Annotated in this window: 14 protein-coding genes; 7 read left to right on the top strand and 7 right to left on the bottom strand. The window is 70.5% G+C overall.

Annotation, left to right across the window (positions count from 1 at the left end; all coding sequences use genetic code 11):
• Positions 1–73: 73 nt before the first annotated feature.
• A complete protein-coding gene (locus ACIGXJ_RS29880; RefSeq protein WP_399651782.1) occupies positions 74–928 on the top strand; it encodes a LysR substrate-binding domain-containing protein in 855 nt (284 codons plus the stop codon).
• A 29-nt stretch (positions 929–957) separates the two neighbouring features.
• Here the strand turns inward: ACIGXJ_RS29880 and ACIGXJ_RS29875 are convergent, their stop codons facing one another.
• The gene (locus tag ACIGXJ_RS29875; protein WP_399651779.1) at positions 958–1,932 is read right to left on the bottom strand and encodes an Lrp/AsnC family transcriptional regulator; all 975 of its coding nucleotides are present in this window, start codon (positions 1,930–1,932) and stop codon (positions 958–960) included.
• Between the two features lie 117 nt (positions 1,933–2,049).
• On the opposite strand from ACIGXJ_RS29875, the gene ACIGXJ_RS29870 reads away from it, so the two are divergent.
• From ACIGXJ_RS29870 to ACIGXJ_RS29860, 3 genes are all read left to right on the top strand, one after another.
• On the top strand, positions 2,050–3,576 hold the full coding sequence (locus ACIGXJ_RS29870) for an MFS transporter (RefSeq protein WP_399651776.1): 1,527 nt from the start codon (positions 2,050–2,052) through the stop codon (positions 3,574–3,576).
• A 364-nt stretch (positions 3,577–3,940) separates the two neighbouring features.
• Complete coding sequence (locus ACIGXJ_RS29865; protein ID WP_399651773.1) at positions 3,941–5,767, top strand: AMP-dependent synthetase/ligase; 1,827 nt, start codon at positions 3,941–3,943, stop codon at positions 5,765–5,767.
• Positions 5,768–5,862: 95 nt separating this feature from the next.
• A complete protein-coding gene (locus ACIGXJ_RS29860) occupies positions 5,863–6,699 on the top strand; it encodes an aldo/keto reductase (protein WP_399651771.1) in 837 nt (278 codons plus the stop codon).
• Between the two features lie 109 nt (positions 6,700–6,808).
• On the opposite strand, the gene ACIGXJ_RS29855 is transcribed toward ACIGXJ_RS29860, so the two are convergent.
• From ACIGXJ_RS29855 to ACIGXJ_RS29845, 3 genes are all read right to left on the bottom strand, one after another.
• The gene (locus ACIGXJ_RS29855) at positions 6,809–7,702 is read right to left on the bottom strand and encodes a class I SAM-dependent methyltransferase (RefSeq protein WP_399651768.1); all 894 of its coding nucleotides are present in this window, start codon (positions 7,700–7,702) and stop codon (positions 6,809–6,811) included.
• Between the two features lie 154 nt (positions 7,703–7,856).
• Positions 7,857–9,590 carry a glycoside hydrolase family 6 protein gene (locus ACIGXJ_RS29850; protein WP_399651765.1) on the bottom strand — a complete coding sequence of 578 codons (1,734 nt, stop codon included), beginning with the start codon at positions 9,588–9,590 and terminating at the stop codon, positions 7,857–7,859.
• A 44-nt stretch (positions 9,591–9,634) separates the two neighbouring features.
• Entirely contained in the window at positions 9,635–9,916 is a 282-nt protein-coding gene (locus ACIGXJ_RS29845; RefSeq protein WP_399651763.1) for a hypothetical protein, read from the bottom strand.
• 257 nt (positions 9,917–10,173) lie between these two features.
• On the opposite strand from ACIGXJ_RS29845, the gene ACIGXJ_RS29840 reads away from it, so the two are divergent.
• On the top strand, positions 10,174–13,086 hold the full coding sequence (locus ACIGXJ_RS29840; RefSeq protein WP_399651760.1) for a glycoside hydrolase family 48 protein: 2,913 nt from the start codon (positions 10,174–10,176) through the stop codon (positions 13,084–13,086).
• 172 nt (positions 13,087–13,258) lie between these two features.
• Entirely contained in the window at positions 13,259–15,943 is a 2,685-nt protein-coding gene (locus tag ACIGXJ_RS29835) for a cellulose binding domain-containing protein (protein ID WP_399651757.1), read from the top strand.
• 41 nt (positions 15,944–15,984) lie between these two features.
• On the opposite strand, the gene ACIGXJ_RS29830 is transcribed toward ACIGXJ_RS29835, so the two are convergent.
• From ACIGXJ_RS29830 to ACIGXJ_RS29820, 3 genes are all read right to left on the bottom strand, one after another.
• The gene (locus ACIGXJ_RS29830; RefSeq protein WP_399651755.1) at positions 15,985–16,932 is read right to left on the bottom strand and encodes a helix-turn-helix transcriptional regulator; all 948 of its coding nucleotides are present in this window, start codon (positions 16,930–16,932) and stop codon (positions 15,985–15,987) included.
• Positions 16,933–16,944: 12 nt separating this feature from the next.
• Positions 16,945–18,318, bottom strand: a complete 1,374-nt coding sequence (locus tag ACIGXJ_RS29825; RefSeq protein WP_399651752.1) for an integrase — start codon at positions 18,316–18,318, stop codon at positions 16,945–16,947.
• Between the two features lie 428 nt (positions 18,319–18,746).
• On the bottom strand, positions 18,747–19,178 hold the full coding sequence (locus ACIGXJ_RS29820; RefSeq protein WP_399651749.1) for a hypothetical protein: 432 nt from the start codon (positions 19,176–19,178) through the stop codon (positions 18,747–18,749).
• 175 nt (positions 19,179–19,353) lie between these two features.
• Between ACIGXJ_RS29820 and ACIGXJ_RS29815 the strand changes: the two genes are divergently transcribed.
• Positions 19,354–19,614 (top strand): helix-turn-helix domain-containing protein, encoded by a 261-nt coding sequence (locus ACIGXJ_RS29815; RefSeq protein ID WP_399651746.1) that lies wholly within the window; start codon positions 19,354–19,356, stop codon positions 19,612–19,614.
• Position 19,615 lies beyond the last annotated feature (1 nt).

Here is a 19,615-nt window from a genome sequence, read left to right as displayed (position 1 = left end):
CTCCGCACGGCCGTGATCGGGAATCCCGTACACCGCACTGACTGTCATCACGAACGGCGATAGCCTCGGGGCCATGTACGACCCCGCCCAGCTGCGCACCTTCCTCGCCGTGGCCCAGACGCTGAGCTTCACACAGGCCGCCCGGCGGCTGGGGCTGCGCCAGTCGACGGTGAGCCAGCACGTGCGCCGCCTGGAGGACGCCACCGGGCGGGCGCTGTTCACCCGGGACACCCATTCGGTGGAGCTGACCGAGGACGGCGAGGCGATGCTCGGGTTCGCCCGGCGGATCCTGGCGGTGCACGATCAGGCGACGGCGTTCTTCACCGGCACCCGGCTGCGCGGCCGGCTGCGCTTCGGCGCGTCCGAGGACTTCGTCCTCACCCGGCTCCCGGAGATCCTGGAGCGCTTCCGCCACGACCACCCCGAGGTCGACCTCGAACTGACCGTCGAGCTCTCCGGCACCCTGCACGAGCAGCTCGCCGCCGGAAAACTGGACCTGGTCCTCGCCAAGCGCCGGGCCGAGGACCCGCGCGGGCGCCTGGTCTGGCACGACCGCCTGGTCTGGATCGGCGCCGAACGCCTGCGCCTGGACCCCGACCGCCCGGTGCCGCTGATCGTCTACCCGCCGCCCGGAATCACCCGCGCCATGGCCCTGGAGGCCCTCCAGCGGGAGGGCCGCGAGTGGCGGATCGCGTGCACCAGCGGCAGCCTCAACGGCCTCATCGCCGCCGCGAGAGCCGGCCTGGGCGTCATGGCCCACTCCCGCGGCCTGATCCCGCCGGGCCTGGTCCGCGTACCGGACAGGGCGGGGCTGCCTCCCCTCGGCAAGGTCGACTTCGTCCTGCTCACCGGCTCCCGCCGCAGCGCGGCGCAGGGGCCGGCGGAGGCGCTCGCCAGCGCCGTACTGGCCGGCGGTGTGCGCCCGTAGGGCCGCGATCGGCCACGGCGAACGGCCGGTCAGGTACGGCGGTACGTCAACTGCTTCACCCGCCGGAGAAACGGCGAGGCCTCCACGTGCTGCACGCCTTCCAGCCTCCCGAGAGGCCCGCTGAGGTAGTCGTAGAGATGGGCGGTCGACCGCACGACGACCGTGGCGACGATATTGCTGGGCCCTGCCGTCGCCGCCGCGTGGGCGACCTCGTCGTGCGCGGCCAGGGCCTCCCCGACGGAGGTCAGCGCGGAAGGTGTGGTCGTGATCCACAGCACCGCGGCCATCGGATGACCCAGCACCTCCGACCAGTACTCGATGTCGATGTACACCGCCCCCGACCCGAGCAGCGAGTCCAGCCGTCGCTTCACTGACGACTCGGACCGCCCGGTCACCCGCTGGAGCTCGGGATACGTGGCACGCCCGTCCCGCTCCAGGGCCTGCACCAACGGCTCGTCCTCGGCGGAGATCCGCGCGGGCCCCTCGACGGCAGGGTGCCCGGCCCGCAGTGCGGCGACCTGGTCGTCACCGAGGACGCGGAACTTGCGCAGCCACCCCGTGGGACCGCCGTAGAAGCGGTGCAGCACCTGATGCGCCCGGATCTCGAGGACGCGAGGAGTCCGTGGCAGCTTTCCCAGGAGCAGGTCGTCGCGGTCCCCCGGACTGCGCGGGCGCGTCCCGACGACGATCTCCGTGCCGCCCGCGGCGAGCCCGATCCAGTTGGTGTCGGCCCGCTTGGCGAGCGCGTCGGCGATGGTGAGCGCGCTGTCGGGCACACAGCGCAGCCGCAGCGTCCACTGGTCCTGCCCGAGCCGCTCGGCGTCCCGGACGGCGACGACCCGTAGCCCGCCCTCGGCGCACAGCCGCCGGTAGCGGCGCGCGACGGTCTGGTCGGAGACCCCGAGCACCGCGCCGATCCGGCTGAAGGAGGCCCTGCCGTTGACCTCAAGGGCGTCGAGGATCTGAAGGTCGAGCGGGTCGAAGATGTCGGATTCCAGTTCCATGGCAAGCCTCTTGGTCGGATTCCGCCGGGCAGCGGCTTCCTTCCACAGCGATCCGCCGCACACCGCCCATCGTACGGAGCGACAAGGAAACGGACACGACTCGACGAGGAGTGGGACATGCGGACGTGGGGGCGGACGTGGGGGCGGACGTGGGGGCCGCTGACAGCGGTGTGCCTGGGCACGTTCATGCTGCTGCTGGACGTGACGATCGTGGTCGTCGCACTGCCGGACATGGCGGGTGCGCTGGACGCGTCGCTGAGCGACCTGCAGTGGGTGATGGACGGCTACGCCCTGGCGCTGGCCGCGCTGCTGCTGGGCGCGGGGGCCGCGGCCGACGTGCTGGGGCGGCGGCGGGTGCATACGGCGGGCGTGGTGCTGTTCGCGGCGGCGTCGCTGCTGTGCGGGCTGGCGTCCGGGCCGGGTGTGCTGGTCGCGGCGCGTGGGGTGCAGGGCGTGGGCGCGGCGGCGATGCTCGCGACGACGCTGCCGCTGCTGGGCTCGGTCTACCAGGGGCGGCGCCGGTCGGTGGCGCTCGGCGTGTGGGGCGCGGTCAGCGGGGCGGCCGCCGCGGTGGGCCCGGTGCTGGGCGGGCTGCTCACCGACGGGCCGGGCTGGCGGTGGATCTTCTACGTCAACCTGCCGGTGAGCGTGGCCGCGGTGTGGCTGACGCTGCGGGCGGTGCCGGAGTCGAAGGGCGCGGCGGGCCGGCGGATCGACTGGGCGGGCACGGCGCTGTTCGCCTGCGCCGCGGGCGCGCTCACCTATGGGGCGGTGCGGGCCGGTGAGGACGGCTGGGGCGACGGCGGTGCCCTCGCCGCGTTCGGGCTCGCGGCGGTGGCGCTGGTGTGCTTCGTCGTGGTGGAGCTGAGGGCCGCCGATCCGCTGCTGGACCCGCGGCTGTTCCTGCGGCCCGCCTTCACGGGGGTCATGCTGGGCGGGCTCGCGTTCACCGGCGCGGCGTTCGGGCTGATGGCGTACACGTCGATCTGGCTGCAGACGGTGCTGGGGATGAGCCCGGTGCGCGGTGGCCTGGTGTTCCTGTGGCTGTCGCTGGCGGCGTTCGTGGTGGCCGCGGCGGGGGGACGGCTGCTGCACGGGGTGCCCGCGCGGTTCACGGTCGGCGGCGGTCTGGTGCTGATCGGCGCTGGTCACTTCTGCATGGCGTTGCTGGACGCGGGCTCGACCGCGTCGGCGCTGGTGCCGGGGCTGCTGCTGGTGGGCCTGGGCACCGGTCTGGTGGCTCCGGGCATCGCGGGGGCCGCGCTGGCCGCCGTACCGCCGGAGCTGTCGGGGATGGCGGGCGGTGCGGTGAACGCGTTCCGGCAGCTCGGGTACGCGCTCGCGATCGCGGTGTTCGGGACGGTGCTGACCTCGCGGATGGCGGACGACCTGCCGCGCGAGGCGGCGCACACGCTGGCGGGCGGCGGTGCGGAGGCGCTGCGGGGCGGGTTCTCGGAGCAGACGCTGCGCGCGGCGTTCGTGTCGGGCCTGAACACGACGGCGGTGTTCGCCGGGGTGCTGGGCGTGGCGGCGGGTCTGCTGGTGCTGGCGCTGGTCCGCCCGGCGCCCGTCCGGGCGGGCGGAGTGACGGATTCGGCCCCGGCGGCGCTGACGGAGGAGAGGCCGGCCCGCGCCTCGGGGTGACGGCCGGGGCGGGGGCGGACCGTGCCTCGGGGTGACGGCGGGGCGGGGGCGGACCGTGCCTCGGCGGGACGGGCCGCGCCCCGGGCGGGCCCAGAGTGGCGGGAGGCGCGGAACCGGTCGCGGAACCGGACGCGAAACCTGTCGCGGAACCGGATGCTCGGGTCGTACAGATTCCGTGGAGATTGCGGTCCCGGAACTTACTGGATCGTCAGGAATCTGTCCGGCCCCTCCCCATCTGCGCGCATTTTCCCTCGCTGACCGGCTCGGACCTGAACACCCGTCCGGTTCGCGGGCCCTCCCGCCGTCCGGAGCCGTGGGGTAGCTTTCACGGCGCTGTGCGGAGCGCCACATCGAGGGAGCGGGTTTGCGCGAGTTCACCAACCCTCCGTCGGCGTCGGCACCGCCGGTGGGCGGTCTGGCCGACGTCGTCTTCGAGCGCGCTTCCAAGGACCCGCACCACGTCACGCTCGGCCGCAAGGACGAGGCCGGACAGTGGCGGGACGTGACCGCGGCCGAGTTCCGCGACGAGGTGCTCGCCCTCGCCAAGGGGCTGCTCGCGCAGGGCGTCCGGTTCGGCGACCGGGTCGGGATCATGTCCCGCACCCGCTACGAGTGGACGCTGTTCGACTTCGCGTTGTGGACGATCGGCGCGCAGGTGGTGCCGCTGTACCCGACCTCGTCGGCCGAGCAGTGCTTCTGGATGCTGTACGACGCCGAGGTGACCGCCGCGGTCGTGGAGCACGAGGACCACGCGATGACCATCGCGACGGTCATCGGCCGGCTGCCGCGCCTCGGCAGGCTGTGGCAGCTGGACGAGGGCTGTGTGCAGGAGCTGTACGACGCCGGGGCGCACCTGGACGACGACGTGGTGCACCGGCACCGCAACGCGGTCACGCCCGACTCGGTGGCGACGGTCATCTACACCTCGGGCACGACCGGCCGCCCCAAGGGCTGTGTCATCACCCACGGCAACTTCATGTTCGAGGCGGACACCGTGCTCGCGCGCTGGGAGCCGGTGTTCCACTCCAAGCGGGGCGACGAGGCGGCGACCCTGCTGTTCCTGCCGCTCGCGCATGTGTTCGGCCGGATGGTGGAGGTGGCCGCGGTCCGCGGCGGGGTGCGCTTCGGGCACCAGCCGCGGCTGGACGCGGCCGCGCTGCTGCCGGACCTGGCCGCGTTCCGGCCGACGTTCGTCCTGGCCGTGCCGTACATCTTCGAGAAGGTGTTCGCGGCGGCTCGCCGCAAGGCCGAGAAGGAGGGCCGGCCGGGGCCCTTCGACAAGGCCGTCGAGGTCGCGGTGCGCTACGCCGAGGCGGTCGAGGAGAAGGCCTGGGGTACGGGGCCCGGACCGTCGGCGGGGCTGCGGATGCAGCACCAGCTCTTCGACAAGCTCGTCTACTCCAAGGTCCGCGCGGCGATGGGCGGCCGGATCCGCAACGCCATGTCGGGCGGCTCGGCGATGGACCGCAGGCTGGGGCTGTTCTTCGCGGGCGCGGGCGTGCAGATCTACGAGGGCTACGGCCTGACCGAGTCGACCGCCGCGGCCACCGCCAACCCGCCCGGACGCACCCGCTACGGCACCGTGGGGCAGCCCGTGCCCGGCGTGACCGTGCACATCGCCGAGGACGGCGAGATCTGGCTGCGCGGCCCGAACGTCTTCCAGGGCTACCTCAACAACCCCAAGGCCACCGACGAGACCCTGCACGACGGCTGGCTGGCCACCGGCGACCTGGGCCAGCTCGACGAGGACGGCTATCTCACCATCACCGGCCGCAAGAAGGAGATCCTCGTGACCTCCGGCGGCAAGAGCGTCTCGCCCGGCCCGCTGGAGGAGCGCGTCCGCGAGCACCCGCTGGTGCACCAGTGCGTCGTCGTCGGCAACGACCGCCCCTTCGTCGCCGCCCTGGTCACCCTGGACCGGGACGCCGTCGACCACTGGCTGGCCATGCGCAACAAGCCGCAGCTCGACCTCGCGGAGCTGGTGCGCGACCCGGACCTGGAGACGGAGATCCGCAGAGCGGTCGTGGCGGCGAACACGCTCGTCTCGCAGGCCGAGTCCATCCGGACGTTCCGCATCCTCGCGCAGCCCTTCACCGAGGAGCACGGCCTGCTCACGCCGTCGCTGAAGCTGAAGCGCAAGGCGATCGATAAGGCCTACGCGGCGGAGGTGGAGGCGCTGTACCGGGTGTGAACCCGATCGCCGCGTTTCCCGTCAGGAATGCCGGGCCATATGTGATCGTTGACCATGTGAGTACCACCTGACGACAACCGAAGGATCGAGAGCTCGTGAGCAGCAAGGTCCCCCCGATCACCCTCAACAACGGCGTCGAGATGCCCCAGCTGGGCTTCGGCGTCTGGCAGGTGCCGGACGACGAGGCGGAGCGGGCGGTCGCCACCGCGCTGGAGGCCGGGTACCGCAGCATCGACACAGCGGCGATCTACGGCAACGAGGAGGGCACCGGGAAGGCCATCGCGGCCTCCGGCGTCCCGCGCGAGGAAATCTTCGTCACCACCAAGCTCTGGAACAGCGACCAGGGGTACGACTCCACCCTGCGCGCCTTCGACGAGTCCCTGGAGAAGCTCGGCCTGGACTACGTGGACCTGTACCTGATCCACTGGCCGACCCCGTCCCGGGACCTCTACCTGGACACCTACCGCGCGTTCGAGAAGCTCCAGGCCGACGGCCGCGTCAAGTCCGTCGGCGTCTCCAACTTCCTCCCGGAGCACCTGGAGCGCCTGATCGCGGAGACCTCGGTCGTCCCCGCGGTCAACCAGATCGAACTGCACCCCCACCTGCAGCAGCACGCCGCCCGCGAGTACCACGCCGAGCAGGGCATCGCCACCGAGGCATGGTCGCCGCTCGGCCAGGGCAAGGGCCTGCTGGAGGTCCCGGCGATCGTCGCCATCGCCCGCAAGCACGACCGCACCCCGGCCCAGGTCGTCCTGCGCTGGCACCTCCAGCTCGGCAACATCGTCATCCCCAAGTCGGTGACGCCCTCCCGTATCCGGGAGAACATCGACGTCTTCGACTTCACCCTCGACACCGAGGACCTGGCCGCGATCAGCGCCCTGAACGAGGACCGCCGCCTGGGCCCGAACCCGGCGACGTTCGAGATGGCCTGAGCCCTCACTTCCCGTACACCTGCGACGCCCCGGCGGCCCTGCGGCTGCCGGGGCGTCGTCGGCTCCAGGCCCCCGCGCCTCCAGGTGCTCGCCGCGTACCGGGCCCCCGTCACCCGATCCGGGTCGCCGTGTGGACCGTGTGGGCCGCCAGGACGAAGACGTCCGGGCGGTGGTGGACGCTCGCCGGGTCGGCGGGGTCGAGGAGGCGGTCCAGGGTGGCACGGTCGTCGGGGTCGAGGTCGTCAGACAGGCCGTCGCGCAGGCGGGTGAGGTGGGCGGCGACGTAGGCGCGGGCGCGGTCGGGGGCCGGCGCGGGCAGATCGAGGAGGAAGGTGCGGGTGCCGGTGGGCTTGAGGCCGGCTGCCGTGAGCAGGGCGGGCCAGTCCTCCGTCTCGGCGACCGTGTCCGGCAGGGACGCCCGCATCCGGCTGAACCACTCCGACTCCAGGGCGTCGAGGCGGGCCTGGAGGCCGGGACGGCCGAAGCCGATGTCCCGCGGGAGGAAGCGGGCGGGCAGGCCGCCCTCCATCAGGGCGAGGGTGCCGCCGGGCGCGAGATGCCCGGCGAACGCGGCGAGCGCGGCGCGCTGGTCACCGAGGTGGTGCAGGCTGCGGCTGGCCCACAGCAGGTCGGCCGGGTAGTCGAGGTCGCCCAGGACCGCGGGCAGCTCGCCGGCCAGGGTGCCGAAGCGGTCCGCGACGCCCAGCCGCTCGGCCCGGGCGCGGGCCCGTTCCAGCAGCGGCTCGGTGCTGTCGACGGCGACGACCCGGGCGCCGGGGAACGTCTCCGCGAACAGGCCCGCGACCACGCCCGGGCCGCTGCCCGCGTCCACCACCAGGCCGGGGTCCGTCTGCCGTTTGGCGAGCCACGCCAGGGCGTGTTCGTACAGCGGTGTGAAGACCTCCGCCTGCGACTCCAGCAGCGGGCCCATCTCGGCCCAGTCGATGTCGCCGTGGTCGTGCGCGTGGTCGTGAGCGCGGTCGTGGTCGTGGTGGTGCGCCATGGTGGTCAGCCTCTCCTCCGGATGCCATCAGCCTGCGCCGACGCACCGGGGAGAGGCCACTTCTGTTGCCGTAACCGCAAAAACGGGGGGTCTCGGCGTGCTCCGCCGGGACCGGCGCGGGCCGGTTCCGGCGGAGCACGCGTCGGTCACCCGGTCAGGACAGCGGCGGGTAGGCGTTGCGCATCAGCTCCTGGAACTGCGCGGAGAACCACTTCCCCGAGAGCGGGGCGTTCGGCAGGGCGCCGGACAGGTTGTTGTTGTTCCGCGGGTTGCCGGTGTACGTCGGGTCGCACATCCGGTCGAAGCCCTTGCCCTCGTCGTTCGGGATCGCCGAGCTGGCGCCGTCGGACTCACCCGGCGGCTTCATCCAGACGTAGGCGTCGATGCCGGGCTCGGGGGCGGCCTTGGGCCGTTCGCCGAGACCCGCGCCGGCCTGGTTGCACCAGTTGCCGGTGTTGAGGCGGCGGTCGTAGCGGCCGCCGTCGACGTAGGTGTCGACGCTGGTCGTGGCACCCGGGCCGGTGGGCCGTGCGCTGCCGCCCCAGCCGTTGCGGGAGGTGTCGATCAGCATGCCGATCTTCGAGTCGAAGCCGACGGAGACCAGCTTCTCGCGCATGGCCTGCGCGTACGACAGCTCGTCGACGTAGCGGTTCCAGTCGACCCACTTGGACTGGCGCACGGACGTGCCGTTCACCGTGTCCGTGATCTTGAAGTTGTTCTCCTTCAGCGCGCTGTAGTTGGCGGTGTTGACGATGAACCCGGCCACGTCGGCGACGGTCGCGCCCTCGGTGGTCGCGGCGACCTTGAAGATGTCTGCGGAGGGGCCGAAGTTGTCGTCCCAGCCGAGCCAGCCGTGGTGGCCGGCGTCGAGGTAGTTGTAGACGTTGGGGATGTCGCCCAGCTTGTTGAGGGCGTAGCCGACGCCCTTCTGGTAGTTGCCGTTGGCCTTCATCACGTCGCAGTTGGGCGTGGCGGTGGCCCGCGGGGTCACGTTGGTGACCAGGTTGGGCAGCGAGTCGAGCTCGACCGTGGTGACGATCCGCAGGCCGCGGTACTTGGAGTCGGCGAGGATCGCGGCGATCGGGTCGATGTACTGCGTCTTGTACTTGTCGATCTCCGTCGGGCCCAGCTCGCCGTTGGAGGCGAGCGCGGCACAGTCGCGGCCGGGCAGGTTGTAGATGACGAGCTGGACGACGAGCTCGCCGGTGCCCTTCTGCCGCAGTGCCTCGTCGAGGTGGGCGCGCAGGCCCATCCCGCCGTTGACACCGTTGATCGCGGCGGTCCTGTCCAGCCACACACCGGTGGGCTGGTTGGAGATGCGGCTGCCGCCCGGCTCGGCGGCGGCGTGCGCGGACCACTCGGGGTTCACGTACACCTTGGCGCCGGCGTACGGGTTGTCGACCCGGCCGGTGGGAGTGCCGGGGTCGGTCGGGCCCGGGTCGGTGGGGCCGGGGTCGGTCGGGCCGCCGCTGTCGACGTTGCAGGTCACCCCGTTGAGGGTGAAGGTCGCCGGGACCGCGTTGCTGCCGCTGTAGGTGCCCTGGAAGCCGAAGCTCGTCGAACCGCCGGTCGCCAGCGTGCCGTTGTACGACTCGTTGGCGGCGGTGACGGCGGCGCCGCTCTGGGTGACCCTGGCGTTCCAGGCGTTGGTGACCCTCTGGTTGCCGGCGTAGGACCAGCCCACCGACCACGAGGACTTGGCGGCCCCGTTGTTGGTGACGGTCACGGCGGCGGTGAAGCCGCTGCCCCAGTCGTTCTGCACCTTGTAGTCGACCGTGCAGGGCACGGCGGCGACACCGGCGTCCCCGGGTACGACGGCGAGCGCCGTCCCGGAGGCTCCGGCGGTCAGCGCCAGGGCGGCGAGCAACGCAGTTCTGGTACGGCTCATGAGTGCGGGTTTCCTTCTTTGGATGGGGGGTTGCTGATGGGGGGTCACGGGCTGAGGCCGCGCAGGCGGTCGTGCAGCCCGATGCCGAAAGACGTCGGCGTGCCGTCGTATCCGGTGATCAGGGCGGGCCTGGAACCGCGCATACCCCAACAGCTCTGATCGGCAAAGGAGTTGGAACCGCAGGCGTGCCGAAGGGCGGTGAGGTCGCCCGCCGGGTCGGCGGGCACCGCTGCGGACGCCGTGACCACCGGAACCGCCGCGGTGCCCGAACGGGCGGTGACGGTGGAGCCGGCGTGTAAAAGAGCTGAACGCGGGGGGTGTCGCATGAGCGATTCCTTGCAGCTCGGACGCGTCGGGACGGCACGCGTCGACTGGTGGAGTCGCTCCCACTGGTGCGAAGGAAGGTAGCGCCAAGTGCCGGTAAAAGACAGGGGATCGGCTTGACTTTTCTCCGATCGCCCTCGTCGAATCTTTTCGACTCTTCAAACACCTTGACCGGAATGCGCCGCGTCTTCACTATGGGAGCGCTCCCACTGGTTCAAGCCTTGACTTCTTACTCCGAGCCGCAAGGAGGAACCAGCACGTGCATCCCCCTCGCAGGCGCAGAGTCGTACGACGGTTGTGGACGGCCGTCGTCGCTGCTCTGGCGCTTCCCCTGACCATGCTGGGCACGGGTTCGACTCCCGCCCAGGCAGCGGCACTTCAGTGCAGCGTCGACTACAAGACCAACGACTGGGGGTCCGGCTTCACCGCGGACCTCACCATCACCAACCGGGGCACCGACCCGATCAACGGCTGGACCCTGACCTACGGCTACTCGGGCAACCAGCGGCTGAGCAACGGCTGGAACGGCACCTGGAGCCAGTCCGGCCAGTCCGTGACGGTGCGCAACGCGAGCTACAACGGCACGATCGCCGCCGGAGCCGCGGTGTCGACCGGTGCCCAGTTCACGTACAGCGGCAGCAACGCGGCACCGACGTCCTTCGCGATCAACGGCACCACGTGCGCCGGCGCCCACCAGCCGCCGATCGCCGTGCTGACCAGCCCGACCGCGGGCGCGGTGTACACGCAGGGCAACGCCGTCCCGCTCGCGGCGACCGCCGCCGCGGCCGACGGCGCCAACATCACCAAGGTCGAGTTCTACGACGACACGACCCTGCTCGGCACCGACACCAGCTCGCCGTTCACCCTGTCCGCCTCGAACCTGGCCGTGGGCAACCACTCGCTGGTGGCGAAGGCGTACGACAGCCTGGGCGCGTCCGCCGACTCCACACCGGTCGGCATCACGGTGGCCGCCGGGCCGTCCGTGGTCGCGACGCCCACCCAACTGCCGGTCCAGCAGGGCAGGACGGGCACGTACGAGGTGAAGCTGTCCACGCAGCCCGCCTCGAACGTCACCGTCACCACGGCCCGCACGGGCGGCAACACCGGTCTGACGGTGACCGGCGGGGCGAGCCTGACCTTCACCCCGCAGAACTGGAACACCGCGCAGCGGGTGACCATCACCGCCGACTCCTCCGGGACCGGCGCGGCCACCTTCGACTCGACGGCCACCGGGCACGCCAAGGCCACGGTCACGGTCACGCAGATCGGCGCGACCAAGGAGTACGACGCCCGGTTCCTGGAGCTGTACGGGAAGATCACCAACCCGGCGAACGGCTACTTCTCCCCCGAGGGCATCCCCTACCACTCGGTGGAGACGCTGATCGTCGAGGCGCCCGACCACGGCCATGAGACCACCTCGGAGGCGTACAGCTACCTCCTGTGGCTGCAGGCCATGTACGGCAAGGTGACCGGCGACTGGACCAAGTTCAACGGCGCCTGGGAGATCATGGAGAAGTACATGATCCCCACCCACGCCGACCAGCCGACGAACTCCTTCTACAACGCCTCCAAGCCGGCGACGTACGCGCCCGAGTACGACAACGTGAACCAGTACCCGTCCCGGCTGGACACGGCTGTCTCGGTCGGCCCGGACCCGATCGCGGGCGAGCTGAAGTCCGCGTACGGCACGGACGACGTGTACGGCATGCACTGGATCCAGGACGTCGACAACGTCTACGGCTACGGCAACTCGCCCGGCAAGTGCGAGGCCGGCCCGACGGACACCGGCCCGTCCTACATCAACACCTTCCAGCGCGGCCCGCAGGAGTCGGTGTGGGAGACCGTCCCGCAGCCGACCTGCGACGCGTTCAAGTACGGCGGCAGGAACGGCTATCTGGACCTGTTCACCGGTGACTCCAGCTACGCCAGGCAGTGGAAGTTCACCAACGCGCCCGACGCCGACGCGCGCGCGGTGCAGGCCGCCTACTGGGCGGATGTGTGGGCCAAGCAGCAGGGCAAGGGCTCGGCCGTCTCCGCGACCGTCACCAAGGCCGCGAAGATGGGTGACTACCTGCGCTACGCCATGTACGACAAGTACTTCAAGAAGATCGGCAACTGCACCAGCCCGTCCTGCCCGGCCGGCACCGGCAAGGACGCCTCGCACTACCTGCTGTCCTGGTACTACGCCTGGGGCGGTGCCACCGACACCTCGGCGGGCTGGGCCTGGCGCATCGGCTCCAGCCACGCGCACGGCGGCTACCAGAACCCGCTCGCCGCGTACGCGCTCAGCTCCTACGACCCGCTGAAGCCGAAGTCCGCCACGGGCACGGCCGACTGGTCGCGGTCGCTGACGCGGCAGATCGAGTTCTACCGCTGGCTGCAGTCCAGCGAGGGCGCGATCGCCGGTGGCGCGACCAACAGCTGGGCGGGCCGGTACGCCGCTCCGCCGGCCGGCACCTCGACGTTCTACGGCATGTACTACGACGAGAAGCCCGTCTACCACGACCCGCCGTCCAACCAGTGGTTCGGCTTCCAGGCGTGGTCGATGGAGCGGGTCGCCGAGTACTACCAGCAGACGGGCAACGCCGCCGCGAAGGCGGTGCTCGACAAGTGGGTCGACTGGGCGCTGTCGGAGACGACGGTCAACCCCGACGGCACGTTCCGCATCCCCTCGACGCTCGCCTGGTCGGGTCAGCCGGACAACTGGAACGCCTCCAGCCCCGGCGCCAACAACGGGCTGCACGTGTCCGTGGTCGACTACACCAACGACGTCGGTGTGGCCGCGGCGTACGCCAAGACGCTGACGTACTACGCGGACCGCTCGGGTGACACCCAGGCGGCCTCGACGGCCAAGGCCCTGCTGGACGGCATGTGGAAGAACAACCAGGACGCCCTGGGCATCGCCGTCCCGGAGAACCGCACCGACTACAGCCGCTTCGACGACCCCGTGTACGTGCCGAGCGGCTGGACCGGCACGATGCCGAACGGTGACGCCATCAACTCGTCGTCGACGTTCGCGTCCATCCGTTCCTTCTACGAGGACGACCCGGCCTGGTCGAAGATCGAGTCGTACCTCGCGGGCGGTGCCGTGCCGTCCTTCACGTACCACCGGTTCTGGGCGCAGGCGGACATCGCCCTCGCCATGGGCTCGTACGCGGAGCTCCTTGAATAGCCCCCGCCGGGCCCTTCGGGAGGTACGCCTCCTCCTCGAAGACGCCTGAGAGTTCCGTGTACGTGGTCTCGTCACCTGACGGCGAGGCCGACCGGCCGGGTGGCCCCCTCCCGCACGGGGGCCGCCCGGTCTCCCCATGCCTTTCCACCCCCATGAGGAGAGGATCCCCACCGTGCGAAGAACCCGCATCCTCACGGCTGTGTTCGCGCTCGCGGCCGGCCTGCTGGCGGGCGCGCCGGCCGCGGTCGGCGCGCCCGGCCCGGCCGCGAGTGCCCCGAGCGAACCGGTGGCCGTCGCCGCCGACACCTACACCTGGAAGAACGCCCGGATCGACGGGGGCGGTTTCGTCCCCGGCATCGTCTTCAACCGCAAGGAGAAGAACCTCGCCTACGCCCGCACCGACATCGGCGGCGCCTACCGCTGGGTGGAGTCCTCCCGGACCTGGACGCCGCTGCTGGACTCGGTCGGCTGGGACGACTGGGGGCACACGGGCGTGGTGAGCCTCGCCTCCGACCCGGTGGACCCGAACCGGGTGTACGCGGCCGTGGGTACGTACACCAACGGCTGGGACCCGGGCAACGGCGCGGTCATGCGCTCCGCCGACCGGGGCGCGACCTGGCAGAAGACGAACCTGCCGTTCAAGCTGGGCGGCAACATGCCCGGCCGCGGCATGGGCGAGCGACTCGCGGTCGACCCGAACCGCAACAGCGTCCTCTACCTGGGCGCGCCGAGCGGCAAGGGGCTGTGGCGGTCGACGGACTCGGGCGTGACCTGGTCGCAGGTGGCGAACTTCCCCAACGCCGGCAACTACGTGGCCGATCCGAGCGACACCTCCGGCTACAACAGCGACAACCAGGGCATCGTCTGGGTCACCTTCGACGAGTCCACCGGCACCGCGGGAAGCGCCACGAAGACGATCTACGTCGGTGTGGCCGACAAGGACAACGCCGTCTACCGCTCGACGGACGCGGGCGCGACCTGGCAGCGCGTGGCCGGGCAGCCCACCGGCCACCTGGCCCACAAGGGCGTCCTGGACGCGGCGAACGGCCATCTTTATCTCGCCTACAGCGACACGGGCGGCCCGTACGACGGCGGCAAGGGCCGGCTGTACCGGTACGCGACCGCGACGGGCACCTGGACCGACATCAGCCCGGTCGCCGAGGCCGACACCTACTTCGGGTTCAGCGGGCTGACCGTCGACCGGCAGAAGCCGGGCACGGTGATGGCGACGGCGTACAGCTCCTGGTGGCCGGACACCCAGATCTTCCGCTCGACGAACAGCGGCGCCACCTGGACGAAGGCCTGGGACTACACGTCGTACCCGAACCGCTCGAACCGCTTCACCATGGACGTGTCGTCGTCGCCGTGGCTGACCTGGGGCGCGAACCCGTCGCCTCCCGAACAGACGCCGAAACTGGGGTGGATGACCGAGTCGCTGGAGATCGACCCGTTCGACTCGAACCGGATGATGTACGGCACCGGCGCCACGATCTACGGCACCGAGAACCTCACCGACTGGGACAGCGGAAGCCAGTTCACCATCAAGCCGATGGTGCAGGGCCTGGAGGAGACGGCCGTCAACGACCTGGCCTCTCCCCCGTCGGGCGCCCCGCTGCTCAGCGCGCTCGGTGACGTGGGCGGCTTCCGGCACACGGACCTGACGAAGGTGCCGGCGATGATGTACACCTCGCCGAACTTCACCTCCACCACCAGCCTGGACTTCGCCGAGACGAACCCGGCCACGGTGGTGCGGGTCGGCAACCTGGACTCGGGCCCGCACATCGCGTTCTCCACCGACAACGGCGCCAACTGGTTCGCGGGGCAGGACCCCTCGGGCGTCAGCGGGGGCGGCACGGTCGCCGCGGCGGCCGACGGCAGCCGGTTCGTGTGGAGCCCGCAGGGCGCCGGGGTCCACTACGCGACCGGCTTCGGCACCTCCTGGTCGGCGTCGGCCGGCATCCCGGCGGGCGCGGTCGTCGAGGCCGACCGGGTCGACCCGAAGGTGTTCTACGGTTTCAAGTCCGGCAAGTTCTACGTCAGTTCGGACGGCGGCGCGACCTTCACCGCCTCCGCCGCGACCGGCCTGCCCAGCGGCGACAGCGTCCGCTTCAAGGCGCTGCCCGGCACCAAGGGCGACGTGTGGCTGGCGGGCGGGGCGAGTGACGGCGCGTACGGCCTGTGGCACTCCGTGAACGGCGGGGCGAGCTTCACCAGGCTGGCGAACGTCGAGCAGGCCGACACCATCGGCTTCGGCAAGGCTGCGCCGGGAGCCTCGTACCAGACGCTCTACACCAGCGCGAGGATCGGCGGTGTGCGCGGCATCTTCCGCTCCACCGACAAGGGCGCGACCTGGACCCGGATCAACGACGACGCCCACCAGTGGGGCTGGACGGGCGCCACGATCACCGGCGACCCGCGCGTCTACGGCCGGGTGTACATCGGGACCAACGGCCGGGGGATCATCTACGGCGACACCTCCGACACCGGTGACGGGGGCGGCGGGGGCACCGACCCCGACCCCGAGCCGCAGCCGACCGGCGCCTGCGCGGTGACGTACAGGATCACCAACCAGTGGTCGGGCGGCTTCCAGGCCGACGTACAGCTGTCCAACACCGGGCGGAGCGCCTGGAACGGCTGGGCCCTGAGCTGGAGCTTCCCCAACGGGCAGACGGTGTCCCAGATGTGGAACGCCGAGGCCTCCACCGCCGCCGGAACGGTGACGGCGAGGAACGTCGGCTGGAACGCCACGGTGGCCGCGGGCTCGTCGGTGGGCTTCGGCTTCACCGGGAGCTGGACCGGCACGAACGGGAAACCGACCGCGTTCAAGATCGGTGACCAGTCCTGCACGGTGGGCTGAGCCTCGGCGGTCGAGGGGCGGGCCCTGTCGGGACGCGCCCCTCAATCGCCGTAGCGGCGGACCAGTTCGGCTGCGGTCGCCGCGATCCGGTCCCGCAGCTCGGCGGGTTCGAGCACCTCGATGCCGGTGCCCAGGCGCAGGAAGTCGCCGTGGGCCCGGTCGAGGGACTCGATGGGTACGGTGGCGACGGTCCAGCCGTCCTCGTCCGTGCGGCCGTTCGCGCGTACGGCGTCCCCGGCCGGTCCCGCCAGTGCCACCCCCGGGGCGAGCCGGACCACCGCCTGCGCACGGTGCAGCCGGGACAGGAAGTCACGCTGGTGGGCCGCCCAGTAGGCGGCCAGGTCGAAGTCGCCTGGGCGCTCGAACCCCTCACCCGTGGCGGCGAGTTCGAGGATCTGGTCGACTCGGAAGGTGCGCGGCCCCGGACCGGCGACGACGTACCAGCGGCCCGCTTTGAGGACCAGTCCGTACGGTTCGAGGCGGCGTTCGACGTCGGTCGGCTCGCGCCAGCGGCGGTACGTCACGTGCAGCACCCGGCCGTTCCAGACGGCGTCGGCGACCGCGGGCAGGAAGGGCGTGTCGTCGGCGTCGGTGTACCAGCCGGGCGCGTCCAGGTGGAAGCGGCCGCTGATGCGGTCGGCGTGGTCCCGCAGCTCGGCCGGGAGGGCGGCGCGCACCTTGAGCTGGGCCGCGGCGAGCACCGGGCCGAGCCCCAGCTGGGCGGCGGGTCCGGGGACGCCGGACAGGAAGAGGGCCTCGGCCTCGCCCGGGGTCAGGCCGGTGAGGCGGGTGCGGTAGCCGTCGAGGAGGCGGTAGCCGCCGGCGTGGCCCGCGTCCGCGTACAGCGGCACCCCGGCGGCGGCGAGCGCCTCGGTGTCCCGGTAGACCGTGCGCACCGACACCTCCAGCTCCTCGGCGAGCTGGGCGGCGGTCATCCGGCCCCGGGTCTGGAGCAGCAGCAGGATCGAGACGAGTCGGCTGGACTTCACTGACACATGGTGTCATTCAAGACCAAGCCGAGGAAGCCCGCTGAACAGCGGCTTTGCCCCCTCGAAAAGATCATCTGGGAGACGTGTGGGAAACGGCGGCACCCACAGCCCCCGCGCCACAACCCGCTTCTCCCACACCTCCTGAAGGTACTCCACGACCCGCAGCTCCATCGACCGCGTCACCTCGGTGTAGACGCCGACCATGCCCGGCAGCTCATGCCCCATCCGGGCCTCCTTCGCCACCTCAGCAATGTCCGCACCCGGCTCATCCAGCAGCGCCCTGTGCCAGTGCCGCAACCGGTAGATGTCCTGCCCCGCCATCTCCACCACGGCCGGCAGCGTCGTGCGCGCGACGCGAGGCCCGCCGCGCTCGGGCTTCACCTCGTTGCGGCCATCGCGAATCTGGTACCAGTAGTTCTTGGTGAAGCCGACGCTCAACATCGGCTTGCCCGTGGGCGACACGAACAAGAACGGCTTGTCGTGAGAAGCCAGCAGCACCTCGTGTTGTTCATGAAGGAATGGCGGAATCACGAGAGATCGGTAGCTGTCGTACTTCGGGCCGGCCAGTGTTGGCTTGCCGTCGGCGTAGTACATCTGGTGCTGCACGCGCAGCGCATGCATTCCCTTGTACCGATGCTCGGCCTCTTGGCGTCGTTCCCTATCCGGGTCGGCGGCGGGCCAGTGCACGGACGTGAAGCCTCTTTGCATTCCCCACGTCTCGCCGGGCGGCCTCATGCCGGTGAAGGCGAGCGTCCAGATGTGGGCCCAGCCGGCGTATCCCCACACGTGGTAGGCGTTGACCGCGAGTTGGTGGACGGCCTCGATGGGTAGCTCGCGCTTGACGCGGCGGGTCTGCTTCTTCTCGAACCGGCCGCGGCGTCGTTGGTTGATGATGGGCGACTCGTCGCGCAGCTTGTACTTGAGGACGGCGTCATCCATCAGCATGCGGAACACGCTGAGGATGGACTGTTTGTAGCTCTCGGAGTACCGCTTGGTCACGTACCTGTTGAACTGGTCGTAGTCCACGGGCGTGATCTGGGCGACTGTCCACGCGTGCCAGTACGGTTTGATCACCGCGTTGAGGATCGACTCGTATTTGTTCTGCGACCGCACGCGCAGTTCGATCGAGTTGAACCACAGGTCGCAGTAATCGCCGACGTCCATGTGCTTGGACTTGGGGCGGTGGCGGTTGTTGCGGACGTCGGATTCGCGGTCGAGGCCGAAGTTGTAGGCCTCGTCCTCGTCCTGGAACGGGACTCCCGGTTCTGGCCCGCTGGCGCTCTCGTACTTCTTGCGCTTTGTCGGCTTCCCGGCATCGTCGAGGTGGTATTCGCCGCCCCACCACTTCACGCGGATCGAGTTGCCTCGCGTCTCGACAGACGGCATCTGCCCCCCAGGGTGTGCGGGTTGTGCGGGAAGTCGGTGGCGGGTACCCCTTCCGCCGACCGCTTCCTCTGTGACTGCTCCTACGATGCCTGTCCGATGGGGCAGGCGGCGCAGGTTCTGCAGTCTTCTCCCTGGCCCTTCATGAACTGCCTCACGCGTCCCTGAATGACGCGGTCTCGGGCGGCCCTGGAGGACAGGACACACACCTTCTTACCGGCGATCTTGGTCTGGTATCCGTCGATGCCCGGACCGAGATCCAGAAAGATGGCACTACTCACCGGTCCCCCTTTTTCCTCTGGGACCTCCCCGGGGTGGCTGCAAGCGTGACATGGCGAACACGGGATCGGGAGGGGGTTGTTGAGGATTCATCAGCCCGGAAGGTCACGTTTCGGTAACGACAAAAAGGTTGCACGTCCGATCGTCCCTGATCAGACGCCCTTCGATACACGAAAAGACCTTCGCAAGACCTCCACGAACTCCTCAACAAAGTCGTCAATCGCCCCAATTGGCGTAGTTGACGGCATCTTCGCCCGAGCCGCCTCGAATGCGGCCTTGCGCGCCAGCTCCTCATCGAACGCCATCCCGCCGGCTGCACCCGTATCGACCGCAGCGCCGGACGCCTGGGCCACGAGCGCCGGCTCTTTGCCTTCAGCGATGTCGACGCAGCTCCCGGGTGCCCAGCGCAGCGCCTTGTCGATCTTGGCGTAGGACGAGTCGCGCGCCGGCCGCCCCTCCTCGACGCGCTGCCAGGTGTCCTTCGTGACTCCGGAGGCAGCGGCTGCCGCGTCACGAGAGGAGTACAGCTCAAGCCGGTGGGCCTTGACGTACTTCGCAAGGCGGTCGAGATCGCGGGTTGCCATGTCGACATAGTGCCAGTGCCGCTCAGTTCCAACCAGTTCCACCAGGGTAAACGGCCGGTTTTCACTGAATCAAGAAGATCCAAGACGATCCCCGCCGCCACGGATCGACGAACTTAGACGAACTTAGTGGCGTTCAGACGTGGACAGCGAGACGAACTCACGCTAACTTCGAAGCATGCACCAACCGACGACCTTCGAGGTCGACGGGGACGCGATCCGCAAGGAGCGCATGCAAGCGGGGCTCACCCAAACCGAGCTGGCCAGACAGGCGGGAATCAGCCCCCGCTACGTCAGCCACCTCGAAAACGGCACCCGCAGACACATGGGCCCCAAGCCGTACAAGCGCCTCCGCGACGCCCTCAAAGCGACCGACGAACGCCTGCGGCTCACGCGCCCTCGCCCCACCGAGGACCCACCCCCAGAAGAAAGGACCTAAC

Source organism: Streptomyces sp. NPDC053367, assembly GCF_044545925.1.
In the GTDB taxonomy this organism is placed as follows: domain Bacteria; phylum Actinomycetota; class Actinomycetes; order Streptomycetales; family Streptomycetaceae; genus Streptomyces.
This window is presented reverse-complemented; position numbering and strand designations above follow the sequence as displayed.